This window comes from Fibrobacter sp. (genome assembly GCF_045601785.1).
Lineage (GTDB): Bacteria > Fibrobacterota > Fibrobacteria > Fibrobacterales > Fibrobacteraceae > Fibrobacter.
This window is the reverse complement of the sequence record NZ_JAZSAF010000056.1, coordinates 33933-52706: the sequence shown is the minus strand read 5'-3', so window position 1 is coordinate 52706 and position 18774 is coordinate 33933. Positions and strand designations below refer to the sequence as shown.

Below are 18774 nucleotides of genomic sequence, written 5' to 3'. Positions count from 1 at the left end.
ATGATTTCGGCGATTTTCTGCTCCGCGTTATCGAGCGGCGGGAAAAAGCAGTCTTCGCCGTGGCGCTTGATGCGGCCCGCTTCGCAAATGCGTTTGAACTGCTCCAGCAGATTCTGGATGGCGTCATCATCGGTGACGTCGATGCGCAAATTCTTGAGGGTTCGGCCGATTAAATCGTTGCTCGGCAAGTAGCAGTGACCGTCTGAAAGTGAAGCCTCTTGCAGCGAGTAAAGAATCGCCTCTTGCAGGCGCATGGGACTGTCTTTCGGGATGCCCACCTTCATCGCAATTTCGTCGGCCTTCAGGAATCCGATTCCCCAGATTTCTTCGCAGAGAATGTAGGGGTTTTCGCGGATTTTGCTGATGGTGTCCTGCCCGAATTTCATCCATAGCTTTTTCGCGACGGAGCCCGTGATGTCGTGGTTGTAGAGGAACAACAAGGTTTCGCGGCTGTGGCGGTTTTCTTGCCAACTCGCAAGGAACTGTTCAACCTTCGCGGCCGAAAGCCCCTTGATTTTCTTGACTCGGAAACGGTCCGGCTCGTAGTCCAGAATGTCGCGAAGTTCGTCGCCGAAAGTTTCGACGATGGCCTTAGCCGTCTTGGGGCCTATTCCTGGGAAAAGCCCGCTGCCGAGGTAGGCTTCCAGATTATTGCTTTGCGTTTCGACGATTTCGAAATGCTTGGCCTGGAATTGCTCACCGAATTTAGGGTGGCGTCCCCAGTCGCCTTCGAAACGCAGATTTTCGCCTACGGAAAGTTCTGGCAAGGTTCCCGTAACGACCACCACCTTCTTGGTACTGCTATCAATAAGCCGCAGCACGGTGAAGCCGTTCTGCGGACTATGAAAGGTAATGGACTTGACGGAGCCTTCGAGAACCATTTATTGAGCTTTGGGGACCTTGCCTTCGTCCAGTTCGGGGTTCCAGCGGTCAGGATCGAAACCTTCCATCTTGGTGAGCGTCTTGCCCCTAGTGCAAAGCAGGAATCCGAGAATGACGGCGTCGTGCAGGGCAATCACAAGGGCGGTCTTGTAGTCGAGACCGAAGCCCAGCGGAGCCCCCTTCAGGTTTTCGGGGCTCACCCAAAGAATATAGTCGCAAGTAATGAAGGTCATGAACATGCACGGAATGAGTGCAATCCAGAAGTTTTTCTTTTTGCTGCGCAGGTAAACCGTGGCCACGCAAAGGCTGCACACGGCCATGAGTTGGTTGCTCCAGCTGAAGTAATTCCACAGGATATTGAATCCTTCGGGGTTCAGATTGCTCCAGAAGATGATGATGGCGCAAATGGCGAACATAGGCACAGTAAGGAGCAGACGGTTGCGAATGGAGGTCTGTTCCATGCCGGTGAGTTCTGCAATCGTGAGGCGTAGGCTTCTAAGGCTCGTGTCGCCACTGGTGATAGCAAGGACAATCACGCCCACGACAACGAGAACCGAAATCGGAGCCCAGGGAATCACGGTAGAAACGAGGACGCTCAAGACCTTGACGCCCGAAGCGCCAGTCAGGAGTTCCGGCATCTGGTGGTAAATGAACATGCCGCCGGCGGCCCAAACCATACCGATCAGGCCTTCGATAATCATCATGCCGTAGAAGGTCTGACGGCCTGTTCTTTCGGTGACTTCGGTACGGGCGACAAGCGGGCTCTGCGTGCTGTGGAAACCGCTAATGATACCGCAGGCAATGGTCACGAAGAGCATCGGGATAATCGGCTGGCCAGCCGGATGCTTGTGGAAGTTGCTCATGATGTCGTTAAAGCAGAATTCGTCGAGAACGTTCAAGTTCGGGACAATGCCCACGAAAATCGCGAGAGAAGCAAGAATCAAAAGCGCACCGAAAATCGGATAGATGCGTCCGATAATCTTGTCGATGGGGAAGAAGGTGCTTGCAAAGTAGTAGGCGAAAATGCAGGCGACCGCGACCCAGAACAAGGTGGGCGACACGGCAGAGCCCGCAAGAATTGGCGTGTTAATCAAAGCGGCTGGCGTGTTGGTGAAGACGGCGCCCACCAAAATCAGGGCGATCGAAATCAGAGTCATCACGACCTTGGCTGGACCCTTGCCCAGGAACTTGCGGGAAAGTGCCGGCACATTGTAGCCGTTATTGCGCATGCTGATCATGCCGCTAAAGTAGTCGTGGACCGCTCCGCCGAGCACATTTCCGAGCGGGAGCAGAATGAACACGATGGCTCCGAACTTGATGCCAAGAATCACGCCAATCACGGGACCGATGCCTGCAATGTTCAAAAGCTGAATGAGCATGTTTTTCCAGTGGGGAAGTACCACGCGGTCAACGCCATCCGGCTTTTCTACGGCGGGAGTCTTGCGGTCGTCGGGGCCGAAGACATGTTCAACGAATTTTCCGTAAGTAAAGTATCCGCCGATAAGAATCGCGATACCGATTAGGAATGTAATCATGTGATGCCTTCTTTGTTTTAAGTTAAAAGTAGAAAGTAGACGGTAGAATGTCCTTACTCTTCGTTAAAGGAATCGTCGGTAGAAGTTTCTTCTGCAGCGGGTTCTTCGATTTCGGGAGTTGTCGGAGCTTCTTCTACGGATTCTTCCGTGGCTTCTTCGTCAGAAACGTCTTCAGGTTGATTTTCTTCTGCGGAGTTTTCGCTTGCCGGTTCTGTGACAGGTTCTGCCGCCTGGGCTTCTTCTTGCTTGGCTCCACGGACATAGCCCTTTTCCTTGGCGATTTCGTCGGGGGTCTTGTCTTCGCCGAATTGTTGCCTCAGGTAGAGAGCGTTGAGCGTGAAACTCGACTTGCCTGCGTAATCGAGACCGACAACGGGGTGGTAGGTCTTGCCCAGCTGGAAAGCGACTTCAAGCCCGAAACGGAATCCGTTGTTGCCTTTGACGGTAATGTCGGGATTGATTGTCGCGCCGTATTCTGCCGTGGGCTGTCCATATTCCTTGGCGACGCAGAGAAGGTGCCCATAAGATTTCATTTCGGCACTCTGGTACCCGAGGGACATCATGACTTCGAAAAAGTCAAAGGGCTTGTATCCGAAAACGAACGAAAAGTTGGTGGCCGAAACGTCCAGGTCCAGCTCACCTTCGTACTTGTCGGGCTGGTATCCGATGGAACTGGTATTGTAGCCGAATACGACGCTTACATCAAGGGGTTGAGCCGCGGGAGGCAGCATATATTGGAAAAAGTGTCCGAAGCTGTATTGTAGGCCGAAACCGAACAGGTTGAACTTGCGCAGTTCGCTGATGGCGGGTAAAACCATACCGCGGAATACGATTCGTGCGTGGTAGAAGCTTGCGCCCGCCTGCAGGTAGGGGTATGTAAAAATTCCGAGCCCGTTCAGGGTCTTGCTGCCGTAAAACATGGCTACCGGATCTTGACTTTCGGGGCTCATGTCGCGATGCCTTCCGAAAATGGTCGGGGTTTCGTAATCGAAGCCTACGCCTGTATAGGGATCGGTATATGTCTCTGTATAGTTTCTGTCATCGTCTCCGACAAAGATGACGGAAACGGGAAGGCCGAATTCGACAGCAAGGCTTTGGGGAACGCTTGCGCTTACATACCAGTTGCTGTTGAGAACGTTGCCAAGGTTGTCGATGATGGGCTTGACATAGCCTGGACGCGCATGGACGCTTTCGAATGCGCTCAGGGATTCATAAGTCGTGGCCCAGCCTTTATCGTCGATGGCGAAGGCACCGGAAATACTTAAAATAAGTGTTGCAATTAGAGCCTTTTTCATACGGCTCCAAATTTAGAAAAAAATTAATGTGCCTAGAACTGGTATTGTAGCGATACAGAAGTCAGAACGAAAGTCTGCCACAGGAACGGATCGAGATCGTTGTTGTCGATTCGGGAACAGTGGACGTTCTTGAACCAGTTCTCGTATACCTTGACGGCGGGGACGACGGCAAGGTGGTCGCTGAAATAGTAGTGGACATTGGCGATGAAGGCGACGGCTGAACCCATAAAGTCGGCGTCGTAGACATCCTTGCCGAAAATAGCAGCGTCCTTGACTTTGACATTGCTGTAGGAGTAGCCGGCTCCGAGCCCGATCTGGAAATCTTCAGGATAGAATATGTTGTATGTAACCTCAAGTCCGGCACGCCAGATGCGGGTGTCCATGTCGCCCTTTTCTGGGTAATCGGTCAAAGGTTGTTCTGAACTCCAGTACTGAAAACTGATGCCGAGCGAGAAAGCTCCGAGATTCACTCCCAGCATAAAGTCGGGAGTCGGAAAAAATCCGTAGTCCGGCGGGTAGATCTTTCCCTTGACCCCGGCGGAGTCGGCGCCCTTGACGGCGCGTTCGTTGAAGTCACCGTTGGAGAATACCGTACCAAAGCCCACTTGTGCATAGTAGGACTTAGGCCAGTAATATTCTTCGGCTGCAGCGAAGCCCACGAACAGGCAAAGCAACAATGCAATTATTTTCAGCTTCTTCATGACTTTTTTTCCAACCCAAATCCCGTTACAGGACTACTTGCTGGCATAGTAGAACATGGCGTCGATGCACTTCTTGGCGGCAACGCGAATGTTTTCGTCAAGTTCTACGTGCTGCGCCTTTTCCGGATGACGCAAGGTTTCCAGAATGTTTTCGAGCGAGTTCGACTTCATGTACTTGCACATGCTGCAGCTGCCGATAAAGGTCTTGTTCGGAAATTCGTACTGCATGCGAGCGTTCAGGCCGCATTCGGTGAGAAGCAGGAACGGCGTGCCTTCGGGCTGTTCCTTGATGTAGCTTACCATCTGGCCGGTGCTGCCCACGTAGTCGCTGAGGAGTGCGACGCCCGGGTGGCATTCGGGGTGGCTTACCACCTTGAGGCCCGGGTTCTGGCTGCGGAAGAAGTTGATGAGTTCGGAATCGTAGGTCTCGTGAACGTAGCAGCAGCCGCTGTGGAGCACGATTTCTTTCTTGATGCCGCGCTTCTGCATTTCGTCGATGAGGTTCTGGCCCATGAGGCCATCCGGCACGAATACGATCTTGTCGTTTTCGAGGCTAGAGACAATCTTCATCACGTTGCTGCTGGTGACGCACACGTCGCAGTTCGCCTTCACGTCGGCGGTGGTGTTGATGTAGCACACGAAGGTGTGGTCGGGGTACTTTTCGCGGAGGGCCTTGACTTCGGCGCCGGTAATGGAGTCGGCGAGGCTGCAACCCGTAAGCGGGCCCGGAATGAGCACGTCCTTGGTGGGGTTCAAAATTTTGGCGGTTTCGCCCATAAAGCGCACGGCAGAGAACACTATCGTCTTCGCGCTCACCTTGGTGGCGTCCTGACTCAGCTTGAAGCTGTCGCCGTCATAGTCGGCAACGCCCAGAATGATTTCGGGGGCCACATAACTGTGGGCGAGAATCACGGCATCGCGTTCCTTCTTGAGCTCGTTGATTTCGTTGATGAGCGGGAGCATCTGTTCGCATTTTTCCATGGAATAGGTGCAAAGCACGGCGCCCGGCTGAATGGTGCTGAGACGTTTGTAGAGTTCTTCTGCTGTCATGCCCCTAAATATAGCAAATTGTAAAAATATTTCTATATTTGTGCGCGAAAAGTTTCCTGTGCCCTGAAAAGCCCGCCGGAGCAGAAAACTGCGAAGGTCGGAGAGAATCCCGTGAAAGCCGGGAGCGGTCGCGCCGCTGTAAGGGAGGACGAAACCGGCATAAGCCAATGCGTGGAAACCGCGAGGGACTACATGTGTGAAGGAGCCGGAAGTAGATTGAGCCCCGAGCCAGAAGAACTGTGGGAAACACTTTTTGAGGAACGATGCGAACGACGTCATTCTACAAGGCCGCTATGATTGCGGTTTTTTGGTGCTATGCATGGGGAGAACCCGTGCAGAATCTCGGTGTATCCGATGTGGTTGCCGAGAGTGATGCCGTTTTGACGAAGAACGCCAGTTACACCGAAATTACTTCTGCCGCTTGGGAAGGCAAGTCGCTGTCGGCAGCAGACCTGCTTTCGACGCTCCCTGGAATCCAGTCGTACAAGCAGGGAGGCCTTGGAAGCTTTCAGACGGTGTCGGTGCGCGGCGTGGCCGCACGCAATATCATGATCTGCGTCGACGGAGTTCCCCTGAACGATGCGAGCGGTGGGGCCGTGAATCTGGGTTCCATCGACTTGAACCAGATGGAAAAGGTGGAAGTCTACAAAGGAAATGTACCGACGAAGTTCGGCGTGTCGGGCCTGGGCGGTGCCATCAACTTTGTCACGAAGAATGCGGTAAAAAAGGGTGGGCGCATCCTAGGCGCCTACGGAAGCCACAACCTGTGGGAAGGCTCCTTCCAGGTAAGTGCTCCCGTGACCGACAGCATCATGTTCGCCTCGTCCTTTGCGACACGCCATAGCGATAATGACTATGAATACCTGAACCGCAACGGAACCCAGTACAACGAAGATGACGACTACACGGCCACGCGTGAAAATGCGCAGTACACCGATGTGTCGGGCAACGTGCAGTTCCGCATGCTGCACGGGAACGGGTACTTCTCGACGCTTTCTGCGTCGGCTTCCAGGAACGAAAGCGGCAATCCTGGCAAGGAACAGCAGCAGACCAAGGTCGCGAAGTTCGTGGGTGAATCAGCGTTTATCCGCTACGGGCTCGAATCGGTTGGGTATTTCGACGACAGGCTGTTCCTTTATGGCGGCATTTCGGCTCGGCTCGACAAGAACGTCTCCAGTTCCTATTATCCGCTGGATCACCTGGGCTACACCAACACCAGGTACCTGGAGTACGGAACCGCGACCTATAAGCTGGTTCCTGAATTCTGGGCGGAATTTTCACCGGTGGAACGCCTGAAGGGGACGACCCGCTTCGCTTTCGAGTGGGAACGCGCCGAAGCCCGCGGAGACTCGAAGGACTGGGCGCTCGATCGATTGAACTTCCTTGGCTCCGGCGAACTGTACTACCAGCTTTTCAAGTATGCGGGTCTCGGTGGCGAAGGCTCAGTCCATGTGCTGAAGGACCATCTTGACGAAGGGACTTTCATCTTGCCGACGGGCGGCAGGACCCTGGAAGAGGCATCCGACCGCGACGTGACTTTTGCCGGCAGGGTCTATTCCAAGTTGGGTTCTGCGGCTTCTCCGTTGACGGGGGAAGTGTCGATTGGCCGCTTCTACCAGCAGCCCGCGCTGATGGAACTTTACGGGACGTTCCCCGGTGCGCTTTCGAATCCGAAATTGAAGCGTGAAAAGGCGACCCGTTTCGAAGCTTCGGGTATGTACATGTTTCCGGGGAAGCGCACTTCGTTCCAGGCCAACTATTTCGAGTCGCACATCGAAGACGGAATTGCGTGGATGATTGTGGTGGAGCACCTGCATGCCGAAAACATTTCCCATGCCCTGGTTCGCGGCGTGGAACTGGAGCTGAACAGCTCACCCTCGAAGCTTTTGGATGTCGTGTTGCGAGCCACCTTCCAGAAAACCGAAAACCGCTCGCATACGGACAGCTACAAGGGGAATATGCTCCCAGGCGAACCGGAACGTAGCTACTATGCCGAGGCGACGCTCCACTTGCCGCTCCATTTCGACTTTAGCTGGGCGTCGGATTGGCGCAGCGTCATGTACAGCGACCGAGCCAACAAAATGGAGCAGCCAGCCGTGGCGACCCACCGCGCCTACCTTTCCTACTCGCCGTTCGAAAAGACCCGGCTCGCTTTTTCTGTGGACAACATCACGGATCAAAAGTACCGAAATTTCTACACCCCCTTTCCGATGCCGGGGAGAGAATACAAGTTTACCATCATACAGGGGTTCTAGCCCCCGCGCGTAATAGCGTAAAGCCAGAAAAGGAAAAAAATGAATAAGATCAAAAGACAATCTCTGCTTGCCATGGCCGCTTTTGGCCTCGCCTTCGGTCTCGCAGCTTGTGGCGACGATTCCAGTTCCAGCTCAGAACCGGAAGTCGAAGTTTCCCTGACCGGTGCCGTGTTCACTTCCGACTACCAGACGGGTGAACTTCGCTGGATCGACAAGGAAGGCAAGATTTCCGAAAAGAGCCTTGAATTCTACCAGAACTCCAAGGTTATTGCCAACAAGGGCATGCTCTATGTGCTCGAAGGCATCGGTACCGATAACATTTCTCAGGTGGATCCCGAAAAGCTCGAATCAGAAACCAAGAAGGCCGTGAACTGGCAGGTCTCTCTGGACGAAGGTTCCAATCCGGCCGACATGGCGTTCGACGGTAGCGAAGCTTGGGTTGCTCTCCAGGCTGCCGACTCCCTGATCAAGATTTCGACGACGGACGGCAAGATCGTCAAGTCCATTAAGTTGAAGGGCTTTGCCTCCAAGGGCGAATCTGCTCCGTATGTGGCTGACATCGAGCTGGACGACGGCAATCTGTACGTGCTGATGCAGCGCTATTCCATGGACGCCGCCACTTGGGCTACTACTTACCCGAAGGGTCTCCTCGCAATCTACGATGCTTCTAGCGGCAAGCTGCAGGACACGATCCAGCTTGAAACCCAGAACCCGATGAACCTTCTCCTTGCCGATGGAGAACTCTATGTGGCAACCCACGGCGAATACACTGCCAACGGGACTGATGCCGATGACAAGCGTGGCATTGAAAAGGTCGATCTCGACAAGAAGAAGTCCGAACTCTACATTGCTGGCGAAGACATGAACGGCGGCATCTCCTTTGCAACGGTTGAAGACGGTGACGTGTATGCCGTGATTGACCAGGGCTACGATCCGGTGACCTATGCCGCCATTACCGAACTGAAGAAGATCAATCTTTCTTCCAAGAATGTGAAGAAGGTGAAGGATGTGGCCGACGCTTCTGGCTCCTTGGCTGTGAAGAATGGCGTGCTTTACATTGGCGACCGCACTTTTGGTGCAGAAGCCATTGTGGTTGTCGAAGAAGACAAGGCTACATCGACCAAGATGCCGAAGGGCGCTCTCGCTCCGTACAGCATCGCCTTGTTCTAATAAAATGGGCGGACTCATGTCCGCCTTTACCTAAGGTTCTGTGACCAAATCCATGGCCCTGCGGATCATTTCCGCGGGGTTATTTGTTTTGGGGGCGTTTTCGCCGAGGTATTGTCGGAACTTGCGTGCGCCGGGCTTGCCGTTGAAAAGTCCGTAAATGTGGCGCACCAGAATCGTGGCGGGAGTGCCGCGGGCAGCTTCCATTTCTACATAGGGGAGGTAGGCTTCGAGCAACGCCTTGCGGGTGGTGAATCCTGTGGATTGCTTCGCTTCGCTCGCAATGACGTCGCTCTTGTCGCCAAAAATTCTCTCGTCGGCGTCGCGCAGGAACCACGGATTTTCGTAAGCTTCGCGGCCCACCATTACGCCATCTAAATCCTGCAGCTGCTCAAGCGTCTGATCGAGCGTTTTGATGCCGCCATTGATCGAAATATTCAGCTGAGGCATTTCGGCCTTGAGGCGGTGCACAAAGTCATAGTGCAGCGGTGGAACTTCGCGGTTTTCCTTGGGACTTAGGCCCTTGAGCCATGCCTTGCGGGCGTGAACAATGAACACGTGGCAACCCGCGTCGGCGATGGTACCGATAAAGTCGCGGAAAAATTCCCAGGAGTCGAATTCGTCGACGCCGATACGGCACTTGATAGACACGGGAATGCTCACGGCGTCTTGCATGGCCTTGAAGCAATCAGCGACCAGGTTCTTGTCTTTCATGAGGCACGCGCCAAAGTTGCCATTCTGCACTCGGTCCGAAGGGCAGCCGCAATTCAGGTTGACTTCCTGAAAGCCGGATTCCTCGACCATCTTGCTGCACTTGGCTAAATCGGCGGGATTAGAGCCGCCCAGTTGCAGCACCGCGGGGTATTCGAATTCCTGATGGCGCAGGAACTGGTCCGGATCGGTATGCAGCAACGCATTGGTCGTGACCATTTCGCTGTACAACAGAATGTGCTTCGACAGTAACCGCAAGAAATACCGTTCGTGACGGTCGGTGCAGTCAAGCATCGGGGCGATAGATAATCTGCGGTTAAAGTCAAGATTCATAGAGGTCGCTTCGCTTTGAGGTGTGAGGTCGTGCTAAAGCACTGTGAGGTCGCTTTGAGTTTTTTTTGCTCATTGCTCATGCCTCAGAGAGCCGAAGGCTCGACCCCACTGCCACTAAATAAACATCATCGTGTTGAGTTTGGCGCGGTATTTCCACGTGAGTTCGTGCTTCGGCCCCAAGACTCCGAACAAAGTAAGCATCGCCTTCTTTGCAGCACCGTCGTTCCATTCCGGAGCTTCTACGTACAGATTGAGGAATGCCTGCAAGGCACTTTCAAAATCTTCGGCGCAAGCGAGCTTGCATGCTTCGTGGTACACGATTGCTTCCTTGCCCTGAACGTCCTTCTTGGCGGCTTCGGCGTGAAAGTCCAGAAGTTCCAGCAGCGATTTCGCTTCGCGGTACTGGTCGTCGGCTTCGGTAAACTTGGCAAGGACTTCCTTGGCTTTTTCGGTGTCGCCCATGCCGAGGCTTGCCTTGGCCCACAAGAGCTGCAACTTCTTGTCGTCGGGGGTCTTGGCGAGCGCTTCGTCGAGCATCGGGAGCGCCTGGTCAAAATTCTTTTGGGCAATGGCGTCTTCGAGGGCCATCTGGAAACGGGCCTCGTCGCTGATGAAGAACTTTTCGAGGCGCTTTTTGAGGTCTGCTTCGGGGAGAACGCCCTGGATAACATCTGCAATCTGGCCCTTTTCGACAATGTGAACTTCGGGCACCGAGCGCACGCGGAACGCCTGGATCAGCTGCATGTTTTCGCGTTCGTCGCAGCTCACGACGCCGAGCGTAAAGTCCATGCTGGTTGAAAGAGAGCCCAACAATTGGGAATACGGTGCGCAGTCGGGGTACTCTGCAGAAGAGAAAAGCACCGCCACGGCGCGATTTTCAGAGGCCTGAACGACCTCGGTTTCAAAATTTTCAGCGGTAATTTGAACTACTTTAGCCATACGCTAAATATAGAAAGGTATGAGCTCGGGGCGTTGCCCCTTTGAGTAATGAGGTCGGCACTGCGTGCCTTTGAGCGATTGATAGAAAATTCCTCATATTTCATACCCCAGAGCGCCATAGGCGCGACCTCAAACCCCAAAGGAAGCCGAAGGCGACCGACCTAATTACTATATTCCCCTACATGAGTACTTGTCCTTATTGCAAATCGGAGGTGGCAGAAATCAAGTTCCAGCATCTGGACTTGCGTATTTGCTCCCATTGTTTTTCCACTTTTTTCCCTTGTGACCAGACGATGGCTTTCCGTAGCGATTTGACGGACAAGTCGCGTGAACTTTGGCTCAAGGCGCTCCTTGCCAAGAATGTGCAGGATCCCATTTGCGAAGACCCTTGCTGCATTGATCACGGCGAACCTCTGGTGCAAGGAAAACTCCCGGACTACGGCTACGACGGCAAGATCACGACTTGCTGCAAGATGTTCCATTTTACGCCCTCGATGACGATTCAGCTTTTGAAACGAACTTTGGAGCATCCTTTCCAGCAGTCGTCCAAAGAGGGTAAGCATCATTTCTTCTTTATTAGAGCCCTTGACGCCTTGGTGAATAAGCTTTTGGGTGAAAAGGAACCCGCCGAAGATCCGCTGGATTTGGTGCAGTATAGCCTTCATTTGAAACCGATTCTGGAACCTGAAGATTCTAATGGCTAAGACTTATGTAATTCTCGTGGCAATTGCCGCTGTGGTGCTGGGTATCTACTTTGCCCTGCCCGATAGGCATTTTTTTGACAATGTTTTTCCGCTGCATGATGGGGCGACGGTCTTTGAATATGACGACAAGGCCGATGGAGGATCTTCTGAGGTGACCTTCGCCTTGGCGGATTCGTCGCTTTCGTTTAGCTGTATGCTGGGCGCCGATACGGCCAAGAGTGCCTGGTGTGGACTTTTGTTTGACCTCAGTCAAGGTGACAAAGCGGAGTATCGCAACTGGACTTTTATCGATTCGCTTGTGTTTGAAGTCGAGTCTCAGGGAACCAAGGAAATCCTTGTGAAGGTGTGGACGTTCGACCCAGATGTGACTGACGCGACGAAGCCTCGTACATTCCGCTTGCTGATGAAGGAACTTTCGCTCTCTGGCGGTCGCGAACGCATTTCGATCCCCTTCGAACAGTTCTACACGCCGGACTTCTGGTTCGATGATGAACATGTCGACCGCACGCTCAACCGCCGTCACCAGGAAACCGTGGCGCGCGTAGAGATTGCTCCTGGCTGGAACCAGCCGCATGGAAAAAGCTTCTCGCTCAAAATCTACTCCGTTACCGCGAAAGGCGTGAGCAACTTTGCCTTTGGCGTGGTGATGTTTGTAATGCTTGGGCTCATGATTGTGGCAATTGGCCGCACCCATTCGTTCCACAAGGATAAGCTGGAATCGGACAAATGAATTGCCTCAAAAAAATTGTGATTGCGTCCGTTGCCTTTGTGGTGCTGCTTGCGGTTTGGGTGGTCCTGTTCGTTCAATTTCGGGCGACAGAACAGGTGCTGTTCCCCGGAGGCACGTATCAGGTCTATGCGGTGTCCGACACGACGGTGGGAGGATTCTCGAATGTGGAACTGACCCAGACGGATTCGGTGATTTCGGCGCGGGTGAATATCCGGTCGGGCAAGGCCTACCCCTATGCGGGAATGGGAATCAACCTGCTCTCGGTAAACAATCGGCCTGCTTCGGGATTCTTTGACTTTTCGGATTTCGATTCGCTGGTGATTGACGTCGAAACGGAGCGGATGCTCCGCATCGGTGTGAAAATCCTGAACGATGACCCCGTCTATAGCCAGAAGAATGTGTACCAGACTTATCGTCCCATGGTGGCGCAGTCGCCTGTGGGAAAAAATGGTGCCGCAATTTCGATGCTTGACTTTAAGGTGCCCGAATGGTGGCTCGCCATGCAGGGACTCGAGAAGGATGACGGCCTACGCTACATGAACCGTGGCATGTATTTCGAAATCTGCAATGGCGAAGGCACGATGCTTGGAATTCCAGACGAGATTACCGTCCGCTCCATCAAGCTGTGGGGCGAGAACCGGAACTTCAAGGCGCTGATGATTGTTGCCCTGGTGGTGGTTCTTCTGATGTATGCCGGTGTGGTCGCCCTTGCTGTGCGCGACTCTGAAAGTTTTGCAAGACGCAGACGCGAAAGGCAGAATGACTTAAAATCACGTATGGCCCGTGCAGCTGAAATGCTGAAGACAACGGATCGTTCTGTTGCAGAAATTGCGATGGCGGTGGGCGCGAAAAATTCGACTGCTTTTGAAAAAGATTTTGTTCGTGTCTACGGAGTAAAACCCTTGTCTTACAGGAGGGAAAATGACTAGGTATTGGAGTTTAGACAGAGTCATGCGTTTTCTCAGGCTATTGCTCATAGCCTCTGTATGCATTGCGTTGGTGTATTACTTGCGGGGGGTGCTGTTTCCCTTTTTTGCCGCGTTCCTTATGGCCTACATCATGGACCCTGTGGTGAACAAGTTGCAACGGCGTGTGAAGCACCGGATTATTGCGGTGATCATTGTGTTGCTTGCGCTTGGATTGATCATTGGTGGGGGACTTCGTTTGTTCGTTCCCATGGTTGTAAGCGAAGTTCGGAATCTAGGAGTGCTCATAGCGAAGGTCTTCAACGATTCGGAATGGGCGTCTCGCATAGAGACCTTGATGCCGGGTGGCTTGTACGAGACGATTCACTCCTTGATCTCGTGGGACCAGTTGGCCGCATCCATGCAGCATCTAGACTTCTGGAGAGAAGTGCAGAATGTAGCCGGAAAGGTTTTGCCGGGGGCCTGGGGAGTTCTTTCCTACACGGGAACGGTTGTTCTGTGGTTTTCTGGCGCGGCTGTAATATTCATGTACCTGGTGTTCATCATGCTCGACATGCCGAAACTCCGCCGCGGCGTGTTTAGCCTGATTCCCGATAAATATGCAGATGGCGCCATTTCGTTTGCGAAGGAAACGGACCGCTTCATGGGAACCTATTTCCGAGCCCAGTCTCTTGTGGCGTTGACGGTGGGTGTCCTTTATGCTATAGGCTTTGGAGTCATGGGGCTTCCCATGGGGGTGGCGTTTGGTCTGTTCTCGGGTTCCCTGAACATGATCCCTTACTTGCAGCTCACGACGATTCCGTTGGCCCTCGTTTTGGCCGTGGTGCATGCCCTGAACACAGGAATGCCCTTTTGGGAAGTAGCCCTTATCATATGCTCCATATACCTGGTTGTACAGGTAATTCAGGACTTTTTCCTGGTTCCCCGTATTGTCGGAGGCTCAATGAATCTGCCGCCCGTGGGCATTCTTTTGTCACTGTCTGTGTGGGGTAAGTTGTTGGGCTTCTTAGGGTTACTTGTTGCAATCCCCTTTACTTGCCTGTGTCTGGTGTACATCCGAAAGCTTCAGCCGGATGGGCTCGAACAAGACGAGGATTTGCCCGAACCACCGCCCGAGGCCTGATTTCAAGGTCTTTCGGGAAATCGAGAAAAAAAACTTTTTTTTTTGAAAAGTTCCCCATGTGGCAAAAAAAAAGGTATAATATACGCATAACATTCTTAAACCTACTCAAGGAGTAAAAAATGAATAAGCAAGATCTCATCGAAGCCATCCTCGCCAACAAGGAAGCTGGCATTGAATCCAAGGCTGCTGCTGCTCGCGCCGTTGACGCCGTTCTCGACGGTATCACCGCTGGCATCAAGAAGGACGGTCTCGTTCAGTTGATCGGTTTCGGTACTTTCTCCGTTAAGGAACGTGCTGCTCGCGAAGGCCGCAACCCGCTCACCGGTGAAAAGATCAAGATCAAGGCTTCCAAGACTGTTTCCTTCAAGGTCGGTGCTGGCCTCAAGGAAACCGCTAAGAAGACCAAGATTAAGAAGTAATTTTGCTCTTAAAGCGATTTGCTTGCGCACTCGGAATTTTCCGGGTGCTTTTTTTTTGCCCTTGTCATTCCCGCGCAGGCAAAAATTTTATTTGCTATTTACTATCTTGTTGATTGTCAAATAATTAGGAGAGGCTTATGACTCGTAAATTCTTCGGCTTGGTCGCTGCGGCGGCATTGGTGTCTGTATTGGTGGGTTGCGGAAGCTCTAGTACGAGCTCCGAGGATGATGAATGCACGAAGCATCCGGATTCTGAGATGTGTCAGGAAGTCGACGAGGGTGAAGACGTCATCGAAGTGGATGAAGCGACCGATCCTATAGCTTTGTAGGAAATCTTTTTTACATTTTTTTGTCGCGCTCCGTTGCAAGGCGGTTTGCATTATTCTATATTTGCGCAAGTTTGAACCTTGAGCGAATTAGACAGGAAGATGAACAAAAATCTTGCAATGTCGAAGCCCCAGAGCTGCGAGACCTGCGCAATCCACTGCGCAACTGCAACGGGTTTTTCCAAGGTTGATAATTTTTCTGATTTTATTTTTGCTGGACTTTTTAGTTCAGCATTTTTTTTACCGGCATTGTCACCGCGCACTTGTTGCGCGGTCACCATTTTAACACAAGAGTTTAATAATTAAGCAATAAACGGAGATAAAAAATGAAGATTGAAGGCATCGACAAAGTCCTTATCATCGGTTCTGGCCCGATCGTGATCGGTCAGGCTTGCGAATTCGACTATTCCGGCACCCAGGCTTGCAAGGCCCTGCGCGAACAGGGTTACAAGATTGTGCTCGTGAACTCTAACCCGGCTACCATCATGACCGACCCGGTCATGGCCGATGCCACTTACATCGAACCGCTGAACGTCGCCCGCCTCACCCAGATTATCGAAAAGGAACGCCCGCAGGCACTCCTCCCGAACTTGGGCGGTCAGACCGGCTTGAACCTCGCCTCAGCACTCAGCAAGGCCGGCGTGCTGGACAAGTACGGCGTGAAGGTCATCGGTGTGAACCTCGACGCTATCGAACGCGGCGAAGACCGTGAAATCTTCAAGGAAACCATGCAGAAGCTCGGCATCGACACCCCGCGCTCCGGCATTTGCCACTCTGTGGAAGAAGCCGAAAAGATCGTGGCTGAAATCGGCTACCCGGTGGTGGTTCGCCCGGCATACACCATGGGCGGTGCAGGCGGCGGTTTCTGCTACAACGTAGAAGAACTCCGCACCATTTGCAGTAACGGTCTTGAACTCTCCATGACGCACCAGTGCCTCATCGAAGAATCTATCCTCGGTTGGGAAGAGCTGGAAGTCGAAGTCGTGCGCGATTCCAAGAACCAGATGATCGCCATCTGCTTCATCGAAAACATCGACCCGGTGGGCGTGCATACCGGCGACTCCTTCTGCGCAGCCCCGTTCCTCACCATCGACAAGAAGCTCGAAGAAGAACTGAAGGAAAAGGCCTTCAAGATTGTGGAATCCATCGGCGTGATTGGCGGTACCAACGTCCAGTTCGCTCACGACCCGAAGACCGGCCGCGTGGTGATTATCGAAATCAACCCGCGTACCTCTCGTTCCTCCGCCCTTGCTTCCAAGGCTACCGGCTTCCCGATCGCCCTCATTTCTGCAAAGCTCGCTGCAGGCCTCACCCTCGACCAGATTCCGTACTGGCGCGATGGCTCCCTCGAAAAGTACACCCCGAGCGGTGACTACGTGGTGCTCAAGTTCGCACGCTGGGCATTCGAAAAGTTCCGCGGCGTCGATGACTGCCTCGGTACCCAGATGAAGGCCGTGGGCGAAGTCATGGCTATCGGCAAGACCTACAAGGAAACCCTCCAGAAGGCTATCCGCGGTCTCGAAAACGGTCGTTCCGGCCTCGGCTTTGCGAAGGACTTCAACAAGAAGAGCAAGGAAGAACTCCTCGAAATGCTCAAGACCCCGAGCTCCGAACGCCACTTCCAGATGTACGAAGCCATCCGTAAGGGCGCAACCGACGAAGAAATCTTCGCTGCCACCTACGAAAAGGCCTACTTCGTGCAGCAGATGCGCGAACTCGTGGAACTCGAAGAAGAAATGCTCAAGACTCCGGGCCGCCTGCCTTCTGACGAACTCCTTGTCAAGGCCAAGAAGGACGGCTTCAGCGACAAGTATATCGCGAAGATTCTCGGCATCCGCGAAAAGGACGTGCGCAAGAAGCGCACCGAACTCGGCGTGGTCGAAGGCTGGTGCGCAGTGCCGGTGAGCGGCGTGAAGGACCAGTACTACTACTACAGCACCTACAACTGCAAGGACGAATCTACCGCCAGCACGAACCCGAAGAAGATCATGATTCTCGGCGGTGGCCCGAACAGAATCGGCCAGGGCATCGAATTCGACTACTGCTGCTGCCACGCTGCAATGGCCCTCCGCGAAATGGGTTACGAAACCATTATGGTGAACTGCAACCCCGAAACGGTTTCTACCGACTACGATACCAGCGACAAGCTGTACTTTGAACCGGTTTCTTTGGAAGACGTTCTGCAGATCTATCATAAGGAAAAGCCGGCCGGAGTGATCGTGCAGTTCGGTGGCCAGACTCCGCTGAACATCGCCCGCGCTTTGAGTGACGAAGGTGTCAAGATTCTCGGTACGAGCATCGACTCCATCGATATCGCCGAAGACCGCGACCTGTTCCGCAAGATGATGGACCAGCTCGGCATCCCGATGCCGGAAAGCGGCATGGCCACGAACATCGACGAAGCCCTCGCTTGCGTCAAGCAGATCGGTGGCTACCCGGTGATGATCCGCCCGAGCTTCGTGCTTGGCGGCCGCGGCATGGAAGTCATCTACGACGAAAACATGCTCCGCGAATACGTGGCGAAGGCCGTGGGCGTGACCCCGGACCGTCCGCTCCTCATCGACCGCTTCCTCCACAACGCTCTCGAATGCGAAGCCGACGCCCTCTCCGACGGTGAACACGTTTACATCCCGTCCGTGATGGAACACGTGGAACTTGCCGGTGTCCACTCCGGTGACTCCGCCTGCATCATCCCGCCGGTCACGATCACCAAGGAAAACTTGGCAACCATCAAGGATTATACCCGCAAGATTGCCGAAGCCCTCCACGTTTGCGGCCTCATGAACATGCAGTACGCTATCGAAGACGGCAAGGTGTTCGTCCTCGAAGCGAACCCGCGTGCCTCCCGCACGGTGCCTCTGGTCTCTAAGGTTTGTAACACGCAGATGGCCCGCCTCGCCACCCGCCTGATGCTTGGTGCCAAGCTCGAAGACCTCAAGCTCAAGGACAAGAAGTTCAACCACCATGGTGCCAAGGAAGCTGTGTTCCCCTTCGACAAGTTCCCGAAGGTGGACCCGGTTCTCGGCCCCGAAATGCGCTCCACCGGCGAAGTCCTCGGCCTCTCCGACGACTACGCCCTCGCTTACTACAAGAGCCAGGAAGCCGCAGGTTCCTTCCTCCCGAACGAAGGTGCCGTGCTGATTAGCCTCTCCGACAAGGTTAACTTGTCTGAACAGGCCATCGAAATCGGCAAGGAGTTCCAGAAGCTCGGTTTCAAGATTTACGCTACCGAAGGCACCGCCAAATTCTACGAGAAGGCCGGTGTCAAGTGCGAAGTGGTGAACAAGATCGCCGAAGGCCGCCCCAACGTCCTCGACATCATCCTGAACAAGCAGGTGAACCTCATCATCAACACGCCGTGGGCAAAGCGCGACGCCATCAAGGACGAAAGCGCCATCCGCAAGGCCGCCATCAAGTACAAGGTCCCCTACATCACGACCCTCGCCGGTGCTTACAACACCGTCAAGGGCATCGCCGCCGCTCGTAACGGCCATGGTGCTGTTAAATCTCTTCAGGAATATCATTCCAGTATTGAAGAGATTTAACTGAAGAGCCTGCAGGAATAGCGTGCAAGGCGAATGCCGCGACAGAGTGCTTGCACTCTGGCATGGCTGAGCCGAAGCCGCGGACGCCGTAGGCGTCAATACCACGCATCGATCGAAGAAGTGTAATAGGAGG

17 protein-coding genes and 1 riboswitch are annotated in these 18774 nt (G+C 53.6%); of the genes, 9 read left to right on the top strand and 8 right to left on the bottom strand.

Features of this window, described 5'->3' with window-relative positions; translation table 11 throughout:
• The 5 genes from ACKI61_RS08525 to nadA form a co-directional block, all read right to left on the bottom strand.
• Positions 1–881, bottom strand: an 881-nt coding sequence (locus tag ACKI61_RS08525; protein WP_407457318.1) for a helix-hairpin-helix domain-containing protein, incomplete at its 3' end; no start/stop codon positions are given.
• A complete protein-coding gene (locus ACKI61_RS08520; protein ID WP_407457317.1) occupies positions 882–2417 on the bottom strand; it encodes a carbon starvation protein A in 1536 nt (511 codons plus the stop codon). It abuts the gene before it with no gap.
• Between the two features lie 53 nt (positions 2418–2470).
• A complete protein-coding gene (locus ACKI61_RS08515; RefSeq protein WP_407457316.1) occupies positions 2471–3712 on the bottom strand; it encodes a DUF6588 family protein in 1242 nt (413 codons plus the stop codon).
• Positions 3713–3744: 32 nt separating this feature from the next.
• Positions 3745–4413 carry an outer membrane beta-barrel protein gene (locus ACKI61_RS08510; RefSeq protein WP_407457315.1) on the bottom strand — a complete coding sequence of 223 codons (669 nt, stop codon included), beginning with the start codon at positions 4411–4413 and terminating at the stop codon, positions 3745–3747.
• Between the two features lie 33 nt (positions 4414–4446).
• Positions 4447–5463, bottom strand: coding sequence for a quinolinate synthase NadA (gene nadA / locus ACKI61_RS08505; protein ID WP_407457314.1), 1017 nt, complete (start codon positions 5461–5463; stop codon positions 4447–4449).
• Positions 5464–5502: 39 nt separating this feature from the next.
• Positions 5503–5723, top strand: a riboswitch (cobalamin riboswitch).
• Positions 5724–5726: 3 nt separating this feature from the next.
• Here nadA and ACKI61_RS08500 point away from each other — a divergent pair.
• Positions 5727–7718, top strand: coding sequence for a TonB-dependent receptor (locus ACKI61_RS08500; protein ID WP_407457313.1), 1992 nt, complete (start codon positions 5727–5729; stop codon positions 7716–7718).
• 39 nt (positions 7719–7757) lie between these two features.
• A complete protein-coding gene (locus ACKI61_RS08495) occupies positions 7758–8888 on the top strand; it encodes a hypothetical protein (protein ID WP_407457312.1) in 1131 nt (376 codons plus the stop codon).
• Positions 8889–8918: 30 nt separating this feature from the next.
• Here ACKI61_RS08495 and dusA read toward each other — a convergent pair whose 3' ends face one another.
• Together dusA and ACKI61_RS08485 are read right to left on the bottom strand one after the other, a co-directional pair.
• Complete coding sequence (gene dusA, locus ACKI61_RS08490) at positions 8919–9929, bottom strand: tRNA dihydrouridine(20/20a) synthase DusA (protein WP_407457311.1); 1011 nt, start codon at positions 9927–9929, stop codon at positions 8919–8921.
• Positions 9930–10043: 114 nt separating this feature from the next.
• Complete coding sequence (locus ACKI61_RS08485; RefSeq protein WP_407457310.1) at positions 10044–10868, bottom strand: tetratricopeptide repeat protein; 825 nt, start codon at positions 10866–10868, stop codon at positions 10044–10046.
• Positions 10869–11050: 182 nt separating this feature from the next.
• Here ACKI61_RS08485 and ACKI61_RS08480 point away from each other — a divergent pair, with 182 nt between their 5' ends.
• The 6 genes from ACKI61_RS08480 (at position 11051) to ACKI61_RS08455 (ending at position 15099) form a co-directional block, all read left to right on the top strand.
• Positions 11051–11572 carry a hypothetical protein gene (locus ACKI61_RS08480; RefSeq protein WP_407457309.1) on the top strand — a complete coding sequence of 174 codons (522 nt, stop codon included), beginning with the start codon at positions 11051–11053 and terminating at the stop codon, positions 11570–11572.
• Positions 11565–12302 (top strand): hypothetical protein, encoded by a 738-nt coding sequence (locus ACKI61_RS08475; protein WP_407457308.1) that lies wholly within the window; start codon positions 11565–11567, stop codon positions 12300–12302. Before ACKI61_RS08480 ends, ACKI61_RS08475 begins: the two co-directional genes overlap by 8 nt.
• A complete protein-coding gene (locus tag ACKI61_RS08470; protein ID WP_407457307.1) occupies positions 12299–13231 on the top strand; it encodes a helix-turn-helix domain-containing protein in 933 nt (310 codons plus the stop codon). The genes ACKI61_RS08475 and ACKI61_RS08470 overlap by 4 nt, the downstream gene beginning before the upstream one ends.
• A gap of 22 nt (positions 13232–13253) precedes the next feature.
• Positions 13254–14351, top strand: coding sequence for an AI-2E family transporter (locus ACKI61_RS08465; RefSeq protein WP_407457306.1), 1098 nt, complete (start codon positions 13254–13256; stop codon positions 14349–14351).
• Positions 14352–14470: 119 nt separating this feature from the next.
• The gene (locus tag ACKI61_RS08460) at positions 14471–14770 is read left to right on the top strand and encodes an HU family DNA-binding protein (protein WP_072976487.1); all 300 of its coding nucleotides are present in this window, start codon (positions 14471–14473) and stop codon (positions 14768–14770) included.
• Positions 14771–14907: 137 nt separating this feature from the next.
• Positions 14908–15099 (top strand): hypothetical protein, encoded by a 192-nt coding sequence (locus ACKI61_RS08455; RefSeq protein ID WP_407457305.1) that lies wholly within the window; start codon positions 14908–14910, stop codon positions 15097–15099.
• Between the two features lie 50 nt (positions 15100–15149).
• On the opposite strand, the gene ACKI61_RS08450 is transcribed toward ACKI61_RS08455, so the two are convergent.
• A complete protein-coding gene (locus ACKI61_RS08450) occupies positions 15150–15377 on the bottom strand; it encodes a hypothetical protein (protein ID WP_407457304.1) in 228 nt (75 codons plus the stop codon).
• A 45-nt stretch (positions 15378–15422) separates the two neighbouring features.
• Between ACKI61_RS08450 and carB the strand changes: the two genes are divergently transcribed.
• Entirely contained in the window at positions 15423–18641 is a 3219-nt protein-coding gene (carB, locus tag ACKI61_RS08445) for a carbamoyl-phosphate synthase large subunit (RefSeq protein ID WP_407457303.1), read from the top strand.
• Positions 18642–18774 lie beyond the last annotated feature (133 nt).